We start from the raw sequence: 15,937 nt of genomic DNA, 5'->3' as shown, positions 1-15,937 counted from the left end.
GCCGTCGTGCCACTGGTGGGGGATGGCGGCGAAAAGGCTGGTGATGTGTTGGCGTAGCGCCTCGGGGTCGGCAGCGATCAGGGTGTCATAGAGCCGACTGACGGCCTGCTCTCCGCGTGAGGCGTCGCCCATCAGCCCCTTGAGCAGGGCGTCGTTGAGCGCGGCCTCCACCTCCAGGTTCGGATAACCCAGGCTGTACTCCCAGCGCACGCCCATCTGGCGCGAGCCGCTGAAGGTGAGATAGCCCGTCTGCCAGAGCAGGGCCTCGGGCGCCAGGTGGTCGACATCGAAGGCGGACAGCAGCGACTCCGAGGCGCGCAGGTGCGACAAGCGCGGCGTATAGAAACCGTGTTTGGCCAGTACATCGACCAGGAAGGTCGGCGTGCCGGTCTCGAACCACCAGGGGCGGAACTCGCGTGCATCCAGCAGCAGCAGCACGTCGAAGGGGTTGTAGACCGCCTCGCCGAGCCAGTTGTAGCCGTTGTACCAGGCGCGGATCTGCTCGCGGTCCAGCCCGTCCAGTTCCGGTGCGAAGACTTGGTCGAGGTCCGTCTCCGTATATCCGCAGACCGCCGAATAGCGTGCATCGACGGTGATGTCCTTGAGATTGTTCAGGCCCGAGAACAGGCTCACCTTGCTGAACTTGCTCACACCGGTCAGGAAGGCGAAGCGGATATGGGCATCCGAGTCCTTGATCACGGAGTAGAGATTGCGCAGGCCGTCGCGCATCTCGCGCGCCGTCTCTGGATCGGTGATGTTGTCCAGGATGGGTTTGTCGTACTCGTCCACCAGCACCACGACGCGCTCGCCGGTGACGGCATGGGCACGCTCGATCAGCTCGCCGAAACAGCCGGCGATGTCGGCCTGATCGCTGCAGCTGATGCCGAGTGTGCTCTGGCTCTTGCGCAATAGCGCCAGAATGCGCCGGTCCAGTTCGCCGCGGCTCTGCACCACCCCGCCGCCGAAACTCAACCGGATCACCGGAAAGCGCCGCGACCAGTCCCAGCGCGGCCCCGCCTCCAGCCCCGCGAACAGCGCCGCGTTGCCCTCGAACAGCTCCGCCAGCGTGTCCAGGAACAGCGACTTGCCGAAGCGCCGGGGGCGGGACAGGAAGTAGGCCTTACCCTCGTCGATCAGCCGCAGCGCGAAGCCGGTCTTGTCGACATAGTAGAAATCGCCTTCGCGGATTTCGCGGAAGGTCTGGATACCGATGGGCAGGGCGCGGCGGGGCATGGCAAAAGGTCGGGTCAGGATGACGGAACCGGCACGAGAGACTCTAGCACGCGGGCTAGGTCGGGCTGAGGTACGAAGCCCGACGCGCCGCGTGCCGTCAACGCCTCATTGTCGGGCCTCCTAGCGTCGGTCCGAACTTCGCGGGGCATGCGTGTTGGCAACGGCAGCCGCGCCAGCAGCAGCAGGCCGATGGCCCACTCCAGGGCGATGATGTCGAAGATCAGAACGTCGCTCTCGGGCATGTCGATCTCTCCCGCGCACACAACTCTTCCATCAGCCTAGGGCAAGCCCGCGGCCGGCGGGTTCCAATGGGGACGTGGCCGGATCGGAGGCGCAGCCGGGCGATGCGCGACCCGAGGCGCAGTCGGTGGGGCGTGCTGAGCAGTGGCACCGCCGGCGCGGGTCCGGCGCAGACATCAGTAGATTCACTGAGCTTTTTGCAGGTTTTTCGCCTAGCCTTGAAGGGCGGCGGCTCAAGCGCTGTGCCGGCAGCGCCGGCACGCGGACACGACAACACCACCGACAACACCACTCAGGGGGGCAGACGCATGGGCAAGACCAGGCAGCAGTCCGATAAGCAACGGGCAGAGCAGGTTGATCCGCGCGCTGGCGCCAGCGCCGTGACCCCGTCCACCGGGCTCGCGGCCGACTGCGTCGAGGCCCTGCGGCTCGCCGTGGGCCGCGAGCCGGATGCGGCCACGGCCTATGAGCGCTATCTGGCGCTGGCGACGGCCATCCGCGGTCGGCAGCTCGGCGCCTGGCTGGACACCGAGTCGCGCCGGCGGCAGGCCGGCACCAAGCGGGTGCACTACCTGTCGCTGGAGTTCCTGGTGGGGAGGTCACTGCAGAACGCGGTGCTGAATCTGGATCTGGAGGACGCCGCCCGCGACGGCGTGCACGCCCTGGGGGTGGTGCTGGAGGACCTGTACGAGGCAGAGCACGACGCGGCCCTCGGCAACGGCGGGCTCGGCCGGCTCGCGGCGTGCTTCCTGGACGCGCTGGCCACGCAGGGCTACCCGGCCGTGGGCCACGGCATCCGCTACGAGTACGGCATGTTCCGCCAGGAGATCCGTGACGGTGCCCAAGTGGAGCGCCCGGACAACTGGCTCTACCGCGGCAACCCCTGGGAGCTATCGCGCCCGGACGAGCGGGTGCAGGTGCACTTCGGCGGCCATGTGGAGTACGCCACGGACGCCGGCGGCGGGCTCAGCGTGCGCTGGCTGCCGGCGGCCTCGCTCTGGGCCGTGCCCTACATCACCCTGGTGCCGGGCTGGCGCAATGGCGTCTCCAATCCGCTGGTGTTGTGGGAGGCCGTCTCGGGCGATGACTTCAACCTGGCCTACTTCAACGACGGTGATTACATCCGCGCCGTGGAGGACCAGGCCCGGGACGAGACCATCTCCAAGGTGCTCTACCCGGGCGACGCCAGCGCCGCCGGCAAGGCGCTGCGGCTCAAGCAGCAGTACTTCTTCGTCGCCGCAGCGCTGGCGCGCATCCTGAACGAGCATCTCGCCGAGGGCGGCGCGCCCGCGACCCTGCCCGAGCGCGTCGCCATCCATCTCAATGACACCCATCCGGTGGTGGCCGTCCCGGAGCTGATGCGCCTGCTGCTGGATGTGCATGGCTTGGGCTGGGACGCGGCCTGGGACATCACCACCCGCACCTTCGCCTACACCAACCACACACTCATGCCGGAGGCGCTGGAGCGCTGGGACGTGGGCCTGTTCGGCAGCCTGCTGCCGCGGCATCTGGACCTCTGCAACGAGATCAACCGGCGCTTTCTGGATGAGGTGGCCCGGCGCTGGCCCGGTGATGCCGGGCGCATCGAGCGCCTGTCCATCTTCGAGGGCTTCGGTGCCGATCAGCGCATCCGCATGGCCAACCTCGCCATCGTCGGCAGCCACAGCGTCAACGGCGTCGCAGAGCTGCACTCGGCGCTGCTGAAGCGCGACCTGTTCAGCGACTTCCATACGCTCTGGCCCGACAAGCTCAGGAACGTCACCAACGGCGTCACCCAGCGGCGCTGGCTGCGCCAAGCCAACCCGGCGCTCGCCCGGCTCATCACGGACGCCATCGGCGAGCGCTGGGTCACGGATCTGGAGGCCCTGGCCGAGCTCGCCCCGCTGGCGGACGACGCCGCCTTCCGCGAGGCCTGGTGGGACATCAAGCGGCTCAATGTCCGGGTGCTCGCCCATCAGCTCGCCGCTGCTGCCGGCGGCCCCGCCAGCGTGCCCAGCGGCGTCCCCACCGGCGCCCCGGCCGGCGCCCCCAAAGGCGTCGCGCTGGACCCGGACAGCCTGTTCGACGTGCAGGTGAAGCGCATCCACGAGTACAAACGCCAGCTCATGAACCTGCTGCGGGTGCTGGCGCAGTACCTGCGCATCAAGGACGCCCCCAACGGCGACTGGACGCCGCGCACCGTGCTCATGGCCGGCAAGGCGGCGCCCGGTTATTGGGCGGCCAAGCAGATCATCCGCCTCGCCTGCGACATCGGTCGCTGCATCGACACCGATCCGCAGGTGCGCCCGTGGCTGCGGCTCGTCTTTGTGCCCAACTACGGCGTGTCGCTGGCAGAGCGCATCTTCCCGGCGAGCGATCTCTCCGAGCAGATCTCCACCGCCGGTACCGAGGCCTCCGGCACCGGCAACATGAAGTTCGCGCTGAACGGCGCGCTCACCATCGGCACCCTGGACGGCGCCAACATTGAGATCGCCGAGGCCGTCGGGCGCGAGAACATCTTCATCTTCGGCCTGACGGAGCCGGAGGTGGCGGCGCTGCGAAATTCAGGTTACCGTCCCCGGGATTTCTATGAGGGGAATGCAGAGCTGCGGCGGGTGCTGGATCTGGTGGCGTCCGGCGCCCTGAGCCCCGGCGACCCGGACCGCTACGCGGGGCTGGTGCACGAGCTGCTGGCGTACGACCCGTACCTGGTGCTGGCGGACTTCGCGGACTACCTGGAGGCCCAGGACGCCGCCGCCGACTGCTTCCGCGACCCGCAGCGCTGGACGGCCATGGCCATCCGCAATGTCGCCGCCATGGGCCGCTTCTCCAGCGACCGCTCGGTGCGGGACTATGCGGAGGGCATCTGGGGCATGGCGCCGCTTACCTAGCCGCACTGCCGGGGCGGCCGGCGGCTGGTCCAGGCCCGCCAGCGCGGGGGCATCCAAGTCTGACCGTGCGCGGCGGTCGGCTGCCCCGCCGATCAGAGAAGCGGCTGATCCCTGCGATCGGTTCTCGCTTCGCTGACCTTCGATGATCGGCGGCTGCGAGCCGGGGCCGGGGCCGGGTGTCGCGGCCGCACCCGGGCCGTCGTGGTACGACCGTCCTGCGACGCTGATCCATCGCTGAAAGGTCGCAGAAGCGTTGGCTTCCCGCTGCTTATCGTCGCCTCCTGGCTGCTATTGCTGAATACAGATGCGGGGCAACCGCCGCGCATCATCCAAGAGCAACGGCAATCAGATCGGAGGCCATCCATGAAACTGAGACCCACCATCCGGATGCAAGCCGGGTTCACGATCCTGCTGTGGTCGCTGGGGCTGGGCACTGGCGCGGCGGCTGCGGAGATCGAGCCTGTCATCGATGCCGACCGGCTCGAGGCCATCGCCTGCGAGCCCGACGTCGTCGTGCTGGACATCCGCAGCGACAAGATCGACGGACAGTCGCGCGCAGAATACGAGCAGGGTCATGTGCCATGCGCCATCCACAGCGATTACGTCAAGGACGGCTGGCGCATGAAGGCGAAAGGCGTACCTGGCATGCTGCCGCCGGTAGACAAGCTGGAGGCCCTGATCGGCAGCCTCGGCATCGACGATGAGACCCATGTGGTGATCGCGCCTATGGGGCGCGACGCCAAGAGCGTGGCCGCCGGCACGCGGGTCTACTGGACGCTCAAGCTGCTGGGGCACGATGCGGTGTCGATCCTCGACGGCGGCACGCTGGGCTACTTCGATAAGGAGTCACGCCCGCTGGAGGCGAATGCCCGCACGCCGCAGCCGAAATCCTTCACCGCCCGGTTGCGGCCGGAGATGCTGATCGAGGCCGACGCCGTCGCGCCTGCCGCGGCCCGTGGCGCGCTGGTCGTCGACTACCGCCGCCGGGACGAGTTCAACGGCCTCAACCGCAACGGCAAGACGACGCGGGCCGGGACCCTCCTCGGCGCCCACAACTTGCCGCTGGAGTGGCTGACCCGCGACAACGGCGGCTTTTTCCGCAGTGCGGGAGCCTTGCAGCAGATCTACGGCTTTGCCGGCATTCCGGTGGACGCCCAGCAGATCGCCTTCTGCAATACCGGACACAAAGCCAGCCTCGGCTGGTTCATTGCCCACGAGATCCTCGGGAGTACGGACGTTCAGCTCTACGATGGCTCGATGGCGGAATGGAGCCGCCTGGAGGGACGGCCGATGGCCCAGGTGATCCGCGTCGGCGACTGACGAGCGGACCGGGCAGGGATGCCCGTCTATCCTCGATCCCGCGATCGAGCCGAGGGACGATGCCGTCGTCCTCGGCCATCCCGCCGCGTACAGCGGACAGGAGCGAGTTTCGAGGGGCGAGGTTCGAAGACGCCAAGGCAGATCAGAAGGTTCTTCACGGTAAAAACCGAAGAACTGTCGTGCCATGAGTATACGACGCTACTTCCCGTCACCGGCCGGATGATGATCCGACTAGGCAGGGCCTCGGCACGCGCGACTGATCCCTTTGCGAAAATTTGCTCTTCATTTGCGCCATTTGCGGCCATCGACTCTCGGCAGGTCCTATTCCAGCCCCGCCTTCCGGAGGTCTGCCAGCAGTCGCTCCCGGTAGTCCGGATCGCGAATCGGATAGACGCGCCGGACGTGATCCAGCGTGAACCCCGGGTTCAGGGCCATCGCCTCGGCGGCCTGCCATTGTGCGTCATCGATGCGCCCCGCCGCCGCATAGGCCGCTGCCAGCCACAGCCGCAGCATCTGAAAGCTCGGGTTCATCATCACCGCCTGCTCCAGGTCGGCGATCGCTGCGGCATGGTTGCCTTGTGAATAGTGCAGCGCACCGCGCACCAGCCGGTAAATGGACGGCAGACGCGGATTCAAGCGGGTCGCCTGCTCCATGGCCTGTAGTCCCAGCGCCGGCCGGCCGGCGAAATGGAGCACCCAGGCTAGTTGCGCATGGGCATCGGCATAGCCGGGAGCCACCGCGATGGCATGCTGGGTCTCCCGGATCGCCTCGGCATGATCGCCGCGATAGACGGCGAGCTGCGCGCGGACGAAATAGATCTGCGGTACCCGGGGGTCCAATCGAACGGCCTGCGCGGCCAGCGCCTCGGCGCGAGCCATCGCGCCTTGGGCGGCCGGCGCCCAGCCGTCCACCGCGTCCCGGGTCCACGCCAATGCCAGCGCGGCATAGGCGCGCGCGTAGTCGGGGTCCAGCTCGATGGCGCGGCGGAAGTGTGCCTTGGCCAGCTCGTTGTCCTGGAATGAGCGCCGGCCGTAGCGGTCGAGACCGCGCAGGAGCTCGTCATAGGCGGCCACGCTGGCCGACTCGCCGGCAGCCAGGCGTTGCTGCTCCTGCGGTGCCAGCTCCAGCTCCAGCGCGGAGACGATCCGGGCGGTCAGCTCGTCCTGGATGCGGAAGATGTCGGTCAGCCCGCGGTCGTAGCGCTCGGCCCAGATCGCGTGCCCGTCCCGCGCGTCGATAAGCCGGACATTGAGGCGCAACTGCTGGTCCTCGCGGCGCACGCTGCCGCGCAGCAGGAAGCCGACGCCGAGCTCGCGGCCGATGTGCTCGGGCGGGGCATCGCTGTCCTTGTAGGCGAAGACCGAATTGCGCGCGACCACCAAGAGACCGGGAATCTTGGACAGGTCGGTGATCAGGTCTTCGGTAAGCCCGTTCGCGAAATACTCGCGCGCCGGATCGGCGCTCATGCTGTCGAACGGCAGCACCGCGATGGACGGCCGCACGCCCGCGGCCGGCAGCGTTCGCCCAGGCTTGTGCGGACCGAGCAGGACATAGCCCCCGGCCACAGCGAGGACCAGCACCGCGACAGCCAGAACAGCCATGCGCGGTCGGAGCAGCCGCCGCAGCCCGGCGCGCGTCGGCGACTGCGGCGACGCCAAGGCAGGCTCCCCGGCGGCTGCAGGACCCACGTCCGCCACGAGCCGGTAGCCATGCTTGGAGATCGTTTCGATGACGTGCGGCGACCGGGGATCATCGCCGAACGCGCGACGCAGCTTGATGATCGCGTTGGTGATGGCGTCGTACCCGACCACCATCCCGGTCCAGACCGCACGCTCGAGCTCGTCCCTCGACACGACCCGCCCGCGGTTCAGCGCCAGGTGCACCAGTACCTGCATGACCTTCGGCTCCAGCTTCATCTCGCGGCCGCCGCACAGCAGTCGGTTGCCCGGCGCGTCGACGATCGAATCGGCGACGCGGAAGGGCTCCTCCGCACGCAGCTCCGGCTGACTGGTGTCGCTGGACGTGATCATCGTCGATCCCCGTTCGATTGGCCGCCGCGGCAGAGGACGACATGCACCGCCGCAGCGCGGGCCGAGCCGGCGCGGCATAGCCGTCCCTGCACAAGGGCCCGCGCGGCCGAGGCCACGCCCGCCGCGGGCGCGTCGCCGGGCCGCTCTGAACAAGAACTATAGACGCCGCGCTGCCGACGGAACGACGACGAACGCCATTCGGACGTGTTTCCGTCGAGACGCCGGCGCCGCGGGCGTCCAGGCTTGAAGCAGACCGCCGCGATACGGCGTCTCGCACGTCGAGCCGCAGCGGTTTGTCATTCTGTCCATCTACTGGAGGCTTCAGCCATGAACATCCGCACGCACTGCTTCACCGCCGCACTCGCCCTGGCCCTGCTCCCGCCGAGCTTCGTCGCAAGCGCCGCCTGCACCAAGGATGCACCCGAGGTCGGCGACATCGGTCCCGCCTCGGAGCTGGTCTGTGCCGAGCTGCAGCGCCGTTACGGCGGCTCCGAGCTGGCCGTCGAGGGTCGCTCGATCCATTCACCGAACGCCGTCTCCGTGCACGCCTCCGTCAATGGCACTGCGGTGCCGATGCGCTACGAGCTCGTCGGACACCAGTGGCATCTCGATGCCGGTGGCGCGGCCGCCGTCCGGGCGGGTGACGGCCTTTCGATGCGGCGATAGCGCCTGGCGACCATCGCACATCGACGATCGTCGGCGCTCCCGCGCCATGATCGTTACGACGCTCCAGCGTCGTAACGGCTGCCGGCCGCTCCAACGGCCAGTGACGAGGAGCCGCGCCTGCGCTAGCCGGCGGATGCGGATAGGAAATCCAAGCCGCCCTGAGGGTCTAGCCCGGCGCTGAGGCAGGACGGCAGCGGCACTCTGGATGTGAGGTCAAGCCCCGGAAACAGGGCGGAGCGACCTCACGCGACGCTCGTTGCAGGCCGAAGCGGCGCGCTGGAGCGGGCTCGGGGGCATGCCGGACGGCGGCAGGACGAAGGCGCCCGGCACCGCCTCCGAGGCGGTGAACTGGCCTCGGTCGGTGCGCCGATTGGGTCCGAATACGCACCTGTTCGGTGATGGCAGCAACGGCCTCCGGCTCCAGGTGCCTGCGACCGGCGCGCGACAGGTTGACGCCACAGCGTTTGGCGCTGTTTGCCGGGGATCAGAAACCGTGTTGTCCGACGCGCCACCGTTGCTTTGCCTAGTGCGCCGAGAACTTGGCCAGACGAAAGGCGGACAGGGCGGGCGCACCGCGCAGACAGAGCATCTCGGCACTCTCCGGAGGGCTGCGAACCAGTGCCCGCATGATACGTGAGCCCCCACGCACCCGCCGACCGGCAAGCCCCCCGCTGGCTCCGCCGATTTCAGTCTGCCGGCCCTGCGTACGCCGGCTTCAGCCCACCCCCGGCAGCTTCCCGCCATTTCAGCCCTCAGGCAGCAGAACCCGATGTGCTGGGGCTTGCCACCCGCGTGAATCTCGATGTGCTACGGCATCTGTTATCCGTGCTGGTTTGCATCGCTGGCGGGTTTCGAATCAGGACGTGAGCCGAGAAATCTCCATGCGGCTCAGAAGCTTCGCCAGTCGTTCATCGAGGGTGAGCAACGCACACCCATGGCGGCGTGCAGTGATGGCATAGAGGAGATCGTAGACCGGGTGGCCGTATTGATGCGCCGCGGCCAAAGCCTCGGCGGCCATCTCGGCGTCGGGGATGAAATCGTCCACCAGATCGGCGGCCTCTCCCAGGCGCTCCAGTGCGGCATCACACCGCAACTGATCGGCGCGAACGTACTTCCACAGGGCGTTGGCCACTTCCGCGTGGAACAGCCCGGGGGCCAGCACGTGAGTCGCCGGTTCCAGGCGCGCGGCGAGCTCGACCGCCTCAGGCAGCCTCATGACGAGGCAAACCGCCGCGGAAGCATCGAGAACAACGCGCACGTTCAGCGCCCGCGGTCTTCACGAATCAGGATCTCGGGCGATGTAATCGCAGGATCGTTCGGTGCATGTCCTGCCTCGACGGCAATCCGCTCCAGGAGCGCACGCCGCTTTACTGCGCTGCCCCGGCCAAGCACCTTGGCAAGATCATCGAGCGCTTGCTGTGACAGGCTGCGATGCGCGCGCCGGGCGCGCAAAACGAGGCGCTGGTAGAGGTCATCCGGCAGCTCACGAATCTGCAAAGAGGGCATTATTAAGCCTCACATCCTCATGTAAACGCATGCAGTATGCTGCACGCCCGAACCGGCCGCAACGCCGTGCACCCTCGGGTGCCGATCTCGTACTGCAGCTCGGTGCCCGCCACGGATAACGGATAGGAAATCCAAGCCGCCCTGAGAGTCTAGCCCCGCGGCCCGGCGCTGAGGCAGGGCGGCAGCGGCACTCTGGATGTGAGGTCAAGGCCCGGAAACAGGGCGGAGCGACCTCGCGCCACGCTCGTTGCAGGCCGAAGCGGCGCGCTGGAGCGGGCTCGGGGTCATGCCGGACGGCGGCAGGACGAAGGCGCCCGACACCGCCTCCGAGGCGGTGAACTGACCTCGGTCGGTGCGCCGATTGCGTCTGGATACGCACCTGTTCGGTGATGGCAGCGACGGCCTCCGGTGTCAGGTCAGCGGCGACCCGAAAGCGAACGGCTTGCGGGCCTGCGTCATCGGCCTCCTCGGCGGGCTCGAAGACCCCGTCGATGACGCAGCAATGGCAATGGACGTGCCGGTTGAGGGACGCGCCGAAGCGGTCCCGCCGACCGGCAAGCGCCCGCCTCTCACGCCGGCTTCAGCCCACCCCGGCAGCCGCGCGCCGTTGCCGTATTAGCTCAGCAGAGCCTGACGCGCTGGGGCTTGCGATCCGGCTGACTGTCGAGTTCGAATCGGTGCTGAAGCGCGCGAAAACCTTGCAACGCGCCGGCGCCACGGTCGATGACGTCGACGCGATCCTGGATCAAATGGCCTTGATGCTCGTTCGCGTGGAAATCTGGTACCTGTGGCGCCCGCAGCTGAGAGACCGAGACGACGACATGGTGCTGGAGGCGGCAGCAAATGCGGGCGCCACGCACATCGTCACCTTCAATATCCAGGACTTCGGTGCCGTGCCGATGCACTTCGGCATCCAGAGCTGCCGGCCTGCAGACATCGTGCGCAGGCTTCGCACCGGCTGGATTCATGACGGATCAAACCGATGAGACCCCATGCCATGAGCAAGAGTAACTATCCGCTGAAGGCCCCGGAGAGCATTCTCGCCACCGCCCGCCGCGCCGCAGCGCGGGACGGCGTCAGCCTGAACCAATTCATCAACACCGCACTCGCTGAGAAGGTGGCGGCCCTGGAAGCCGAGGAGGTCTTCACCAAGCGTTCCGCGCGTGCGGACAAGGCCCGATTCCTGGAAGCGCTCCGCCGCATCGGCCCGGAGCCGCCACGACCCGGCGACGAGCTGCCGACGGATTAGCCGGGTATCGCTCCTGCGCCGAGCCCGGCCGTCGCGGCCGAGTCTCGGGCCCCACTCGGACAGGCTCCTAGGATTCGGCCAGCCCGTAGCGGCGGATGAGCCGGTAGATGTTGCGCTCGCTCACGGCCAGGACCCGGGCGACCTTGGCCCGCCGGCCGCTTTGTTTCTGCAATTGCAGGCGCAGGTAGGCCGCCTGGAGCTCCTCCAGGGTCGGGTCGTGGTCGAAGCTCACGGTCACCCCGCCGGTGTCGCCGCCACGGCGTCCGCCGAAGGCCAGATGCTCCGGGCCGATGCTTCGGCTGGTCCCGGACAGGATGATGGCCCGCTCCACGACGTTCTTCAGCTCGCGCACATTGCCGGGCCAGTCATAGGCGTGCAGGCTCCGCAGTGCCGCCGCGGACAGCGCCTTGTCGATGCGGCGCGAGAAGTTGTGATGCGCGATCAGATGCTCGACCAGCTGCGCAATGTCCTCGCGGCGCTCGCGCAGCGGTGGCACCTGGATGACGAAGGTGCTGAGGCGATAGAAGAGATCCGCCCGGAAGCCGCCCGCCTCGCTCATCGCCGCGAGGTCCCGGTTGGTGGCGGCGACGATGCGGGCGTTGGCCTGGAGGTCCTTGGTGCCGCCCAGACGGCGGAACACGCCCGTCTCGATGACGCGCAGCAGCTTGGCCTGCACGGCGGCGTCGATCTCGCCGATCTCGTCGAGGAACAGGGTGCCGCCCTCGGCGCCCTCGATCAGGCCGCGCTTCATACGGTCCGCCCCGGTGAAGGCGCCCCGCTCGTGGCCGAACAGCTCGGATTCGAACAGCTTCTCCTGCAGGGTGCAGCAGTCCACCGGCACGAAATGGCGCTGCGCGCGCTCGCTCGCCTCGTGCACCGCACGGGCCACCAGCTCCTTGCCGGAGCCACTCTCGCCCTGGATCAGCACGTTGACGTCGGTGGGGCCGACCATGACGATGGCCTCGCGGGTGCGCGCGAGGGCCGCGCTTTGGCCGACCATGAAGTCCGCCTTGGCCTCCGTGGCTTCGAGACGCTGCCGGCAAAAACGGTGGTCCCGGCGCAGCGTCGCAGTGTCCAGCGCCCGGCGCGTCACCAGCGCCAGCTCGTCCGGGCTGACGGGCTTGACCAGATACTCGTAGGCGCCCGCCTTCATCGCCGCCACGGCGTCGCGCACCGAGCCGTAGGCGGTCAGCAGAATGACCGGCTGGCCCTTGACCAGATCCGGCAGTCGCTCCAGGGCATCGCCGTCGCCGAGCCGAACATCGGCAATGATCAACTGCGGCTCATGGCCGGCGAGATAGGCCTCCACCTCGGCCCAGGTGGCCACGGCCGTCGCATCGAGCCCGAGGCGGGTCATCTGCTCCTTGATCAGGCGGCTCAGCACGCGATCGTCCTCGATGACCAAAACTCGCGGGGCCACCTGCTGCACCATGGCTCAAGACTCCATTGGCGGCTGCGGTTGATGGCCGCGGCGGGTCTCGGCGTCCGGGCTCGCGTCCGTGAGATCCGCGGCATCGGCATCCGGCAGATACACGACGAAGCGACTCCCGCCACCGCGCCGCGTCGTGACGTCGATGCGGCCGCCATGGCCTTCAACGATGGCCTTGGTGATGGAGAGCCCGAGTCCGGTGCCGCGCACGCCGTCGGCGCGGCGGCTGAAGAAAGGCTCGAAGATCCGCTGGCGGTCTTCGGGCTCGATACCGATGCCCGTGTCCTCGAAGCTGATGCTGATCCGGCTATCGACGCGCTCGCAGCGCACCGCCAGCCGCCCGCCTTCGGGCATGGCATGGCAGGCGTTCTGTGCCAGATTCAGGGTCGCCATGCGCAGATCGCTGTCGCTGGCCAGCACCCGCAGCGGTGTGCCCGCGCAGGTCAGGTCGATGTCCACGGCGAGCTGCTCGGCCTCCCAGGCAAGCAGCCTCAGCGTATCCGCCACCAACGGCTCCACCGCCACCAGCTCCGGCTGCGCGGACGACGGCATGCTCAGCTTGAGCAGGCGCTCGGTGACCCGCTCGCAGGCGGCGATCTCATCATCGGCCAGGCTCAGATGCTCGCAGGCCCCGGCGATGTCCAGGTCCGGCTCTTTGAGCTGCGTCTCCGCCGCGTGCAGTGCCATGCGCAGCGCCATGAGCGGGTTGTGGATCTCGTGAGCCACGCCGGCGGCCATGCGGCCCAGCTCCGACAGGCGCTGCTCGTGCGAGAAGCGCACCTGCCGCCCCAGGTCACGAATGGACTCCACCACGACCGGCCGCGGGCGGCCGTTGCGCATGAGGGCCCCCGGGGCCGCGTAGACCTCCACCTCCAGCGCCTCGCCGTCCGCGCGCACATGGCGGTGCACCACCCGCAGCGGCTCGCCGCCGGCGCTGACGGCCTTCAGTGTGCACAGCGTCAGGGTGTCCGGGCAGGGACTGTCCCGCCCGTGGCTGGCGGCGTAGCAGTGCTCCGGCAGGCGATCATCCAGGCCGTAGCCGTGCTGGCGGCGGTAGGTCGCATTGCACAGCAGGACCCGAAAGTCCTCGTCGATGACCCGGACCCCGTCCGGGACCGCATCCACCAGCGTTTGCAGGTCGCGCTCGCGGTCTTCCAGGTCGTGGACCTTGGCGGACAGGCTCGCCGCCATGGCATTGAAGCGCTCTGCCAGCAGCGAGAGCTCGTCCCGGCCGCGCAGGCTGATGCGGGTTTCGAGATCGCCGGCGGCCAGGCGGCGGCTGGCGTCGGACAACCGGGTCACCGGCACCAGGACATGCCGGTGCACGAACCACCAGCCACCGGCGAGGTTGACGACGACGATCAGCGCGCCCGCCCCCATGAGCAGCAGCGTGGTCAGCAGCGTGTGCCGGTCGATGGAGGAGGTGTCGAAATCCACTTGGAGCCGGATGCCCGCGCCCTGTCCTAGGGGTGTGCCCGCACAATCCGAGCCGCACGCCGTCTCATCGCCGCTCGCGACCAAGGCAGATTCCGACCCCGTTTCCGGCCCCGTTTCCGACCCCGTTTCCGACCCCGTTTCCGACAGGGGCACGCTGCTGCGCAGGATCGAACGGCCGGCGTCGTCCACCGTCTGCCGTAGCACCCCGGGCGCCGCGCTTAGAGCAGGCGCCGGGTCGCCGGCGCCGTCGCGACCTTCCAGCAGCAGCTCATCCCCCGGCCCCACCAGCCTGACGCCGAGCACGGTCGGCTCGGCAGCGAGACGATCGAGCCGCTGCGACAACTGTTCCGTTGTGCCGCTGCGTACGAGATCGGCGACGGACGCCTGCGCCAGCCGGCTCAATTGGGCGGACGCAGCACCGCGCTCGCGCTCGAGCTGGCCGCGGTACAGGCCGACGAAGAGGACCAGAAAGCACAGCGAGCTCACCAGCAGACCGGCGGCGGTGCCGGCCGCGAAGCGCCGATTCAGGCTGCTCATTCGCCGGAGCATACCCAATCCCGGACTGTGACCATGCCAACTAGCATGCGGCATTTCACCAGCGGATGCCATCGGCTATGCCCCGAGGCAGCCGGCCACCGAGGAGTATTCGAGGCCTCGGCATTGGACTGCCAGGATGTCAGTGGGGGATACCCGGAGCCACCCGGCGAGTCCAGCAACGGCGCCCCGGAGCTCCCGCGCCAGAGAGCGCATTGGCAGCGGCAGAACTGGAGAGAGGCTCAGCAGGATGGAGGCAAAGAGCGCGAATGCTGCAAAGAAACACCCGCCAAATCAGATGCGCACAGCCGATGCGACGCCTGCTCGAGGCTTCGCCCGGACGGCGAGGTGCTTCACCTGCGATCTGAGGGCTTGCGTCTGCTTCTTGGCCCAACGGCTGAATCTAGGCGACGGAATGCGCTACCGCTCTTTAGGTACGAAATTTGCTTATCGCGTCGATCACAACGGGCGAGCGCCCAATACACACCGGGAGTCAAGACACATGCGCAGCGCATCGAGCTCGGCCACGCGAGCCGCAGGCCCGCAACGGGCACATTTTCCGCAACGCCTCAGGGGCGCCGTCGGCGTCGCAGCTTGCATCGGCCTCCTGACCGCCCCGGGCGCCGCGGCCCGCGCCGAGCCGGAGGACGCCCCCCGTAGCTTCGCCGAGGCGCAGGCAGCGGCGGGCTGGCAGGTCGAGGTATTGGTGGACGGCAGCTTGGTGCTGACCCCCGCGGGCGCGCAACCGGGCGCGCCGGCTGGCACACCAACGCCCGCCGCCGAGTCCGAAGATCCCGGCTGGCGGGCGCTGGAGTCCTTCGGCTGGCGGGTGGAGACGGACGCAGACGGGGCCACACTGCTCTACCCGCCGGGCACCGTCCGGACGCCGGCGGCCATGCCGCCGCCGCCCCCGGCAAGCCCTGAGACAGGGTCCACAATGCCGCCGCAACCGGCCCTGAGCCCGCCGGCAGCCGATGCCAAGGCACGGCTGGCAGACGAGCTCGACGCCTTGCTGGCGGAGCGCGGCTGGCGGGCCGAGTGGGCAGCGGACGGCTCACTGTTGCTGCTGCCGTTGCGGCAGGCAACCGCCAGCGCCCAGCCGGCGGCGGGCTTCGTGCCCGACGCGGTCGCCCGCGGGCAGGTGGAGCTGCCACTGGGCAATGCGGCGGCGGTCCGCCGCGTCGCCGCCGCCTGGATCGCCGCCGTCGGGGGTCAGACGCTGCTCCCGGGCCAAGTCTACGCCGTCGGTGAGGTCTATCTGGTCAATGTCCTGGACTCCGCGCCGCCCCACGACCTGCGCCACCAGATTGCCATCCATGCCGCCGATGGGCGGGTGGTGGTGCTGAACTGACCGACCGGACCGCGCCGGCGGGCCGCCCGACCCGCTCGGCCGGGCCCGCCCAGGCGCCCCGGACAAATTGT

General features: G+C 68.7%; 14 protein-coding genes. 6 read left to right on the top strand and 8 right to left on the bottom strand.

The features are described from left to right. Positions 1–1,233 (bottom strand): ATP-binding protein (locus CKO31_RS09455; RefSeq protein ID WP_200236300.1); only part of this gene is annotated, 1,233 nt, incomplete at its 3' end. A 14-nt stretch (positions 1,234–1,247) separates the two neighbouring features. Continuing rightward, complete coding sequence (locus tag CKO31_RS09450; RefSeq protein WP_200236297.1) at positions 1,248–1,475, bottom strand: hypothetical protein; 228 nt, start codon at positions 1,473–1,475, stop codon at positions 1,248–1,250. A gap of 378 nt (positions 1,476–1,853) precedes the next feature. Between CKO31_RS09450 and CKO31_RS09445 the strand changes: the two genes are divergently transcribed. Both CKO31_RS09445 and CKO31_RS09440 read left to right on the top strand, forming a co-directional pair. After that, positions 1,854–4,343: a glycogen/starch/alpha-glucan phosphorylase gene (locus CKO31_RS09445; RefSeq protein ID WP_200236294.1), complete on the top strand. Its 2,490-nt coding sequence runs from the start codon at positions 1,854–1,856 to the stop codon at positions 4,341–4,343. Positions 4,344–4,544: 201 nt separating this feature from the next. Next, entirely contained in the window at positions 4,545–5,663 is a 1,119-nt protein-coding gene (locus tag CKO31_RS09440) for a sulfurtransferase (RefSeq protein ID WP_200236292.1), read from the top strand. Between the two features lie 321 nt (positions 5,664–5,984). Here CKO31_RS09440 and CKO31_RS09435 read toward each other — a convergent pair whose 3' ends face one another. After that, on the bottom strand, positions 5,985–7,772 hold the full coding sequence (locus CKO31_RS09435; protein WP_200236289.1) for a winged helix-turn-helix domain-containing protein: 1,788 nt from the start codon (positions 7,770–7,772) through the stop codon (positions 5,985–5,987). Between the two features lie 249 nt (positions 7,773–8,021). On the opposite strand from CKO31_RS09435, the gene CKO31_RS09430 reads away from it, so the two are divergent. Then, entirely contained in the window at positions 8,022–8,360 is a 339-nt protein-coding gene (locus tag CKO31_RS09430; protein WP_200236286.1) for a hypothetical protein, read from the top strand. Between the two features lie 856 nt (positions 8,361–9,216). Here CKO31_RS09430 and CKO31_RS09425 read toward each other — a convergent pair. Genes CKO31_RS09425 through CKO31_RS27875 form a run of 3 tightly spaced genes read right to left on the bottom strand, consistent with a single transcriptional unit; the run spans position 9,217 to position 10,359 of the window. After that, positions 9,217–9,618: a type II toxin-antitoxin system VapC family toxin gene (locus CKO31_RS09425; protein WP_200236284.1), complete on the bottom strand. Its 402-nt coding sequence runs from the start codon at positions 9,616–9,618 to the stop codon at positions 9,217–9,219. Positions 9,619–9,620: 2 nt separating this feature from the next. Further along, positions 9,621–9,866, bottom strand: a complete 246-nt coding sequence (locus CKO31_RS09420) for a FitA-like ribbon-helix-helix domain-containing protein (RefSeq protein ID WP_200236281.1) — start codon at positions 9,864–9,866, stop codon at positions 9,621–9,623. Continuing rightward, entirely contained in the window at positions 9,844–10,359 is a 516-nt protein-coding gene (locus CKO31_RS27875) for a hypothetical protein (RefSeq protein ID WP_438874006.1), read from the bottom strand. The genes CKO31_RS09420 and CKO31_RS27875 overlap by 23 nt, the downstream gene beginning before the upstream one ends. On the opposite strand from CKO31_RS27875, the gene CKO31_RS09410 reads away from it, so the two are divergent. Both CKO31_RS09410 and CKO31_RS09405 read left to right on the top strand, forming a co-directional pair. After that, on the top strand, positions 10,358–10,852 hold the full coding sequence (locus CKO31_RS09410; RefSeq protein WP_200236279.1) for a PIN domain-containing protein: 495 nt from the start codon (positions 10,358–10,360) through the stop codon (positions 10,850–10,852). The genes CKO31_RS27875 and CKO31_RS09410 overlap by 2 nt on opposite strands. Before the next feature lie 11 nt (positions 10,853–10,863). Then, a complete protein-coding gene (locus tag CKO31_RS09405) occupies positions 10,864–11,115 on the top strand; it encodes a hypothetical protein (protein WP_200236277.1) in 252 nt (83 codons plus the stop codon). A gap of 67 nt (positions 11,116–11,182) precedes the next feature. Here the strand turns inward: CKO31_RS09405 and CKO31_RS09400 are convergent, their stop codons facing one another. Both CKO31_RS09400 and CKO31_RS09395 read right to left on the bottom strand, forming a co-directional pair. Then, complete coding sequence (locus CKO31_RS09400; RefSeq protein ID WP_200236274.1) at positions 11,183–12,547, bottom strand: sigma-54-dependent transcriptional regulator; 1,365 nt, start codon at positions 12,545–12,547, stop codon at positions 11,183–11,185. Between the two features lie 3 nt (positions 12,548–12,550). Next, positions 12,551–14,518 carry a sensor histidine kinase gene (locus CKO31_RS09395; protein WP_200236271.1) on the bottom strand — a complete coding sequence of 656 codons (1,968 nt, stop codon included), beginning with the start codon at positions 14,516–14,518 and terminating at the stop codon, positions 12,551–12,553. A 499-nt stretch (positions 14,519–15,017) separates the two neighbouring features. Here CKO31_RS09395 and CKO31_RS09390 point away from each other — a divergent pair, with 499 nt between their 5' ends. Then, a complete protein-coding gene (locus tag CKO31_RS09390) occupies positions 15,018–15,866 on the top strand; it encodes a hypothetical protein (protein ID WP_200236269.1) in 849 nt (282 codons plus the stop codon). Positions 15,867–15,937: the final 71 nt, after the last annotated feature.

The sequence above is a fragment of the Thiohalocapsa halophila genome, from assembly GCF_016583825.1.
GTDB classification, from domain to species: Bacteria; Pseudomonadota; Gammaproteobacteria; order Chromatiales; family Chromatiaceae; genus Thiohalocapsa; species Thiohalocapsa halophila.
Note: the sequence above shows the minus strand (reverse complement) of the source record. Positions and strands in the feature narration are given on the sequence as shown.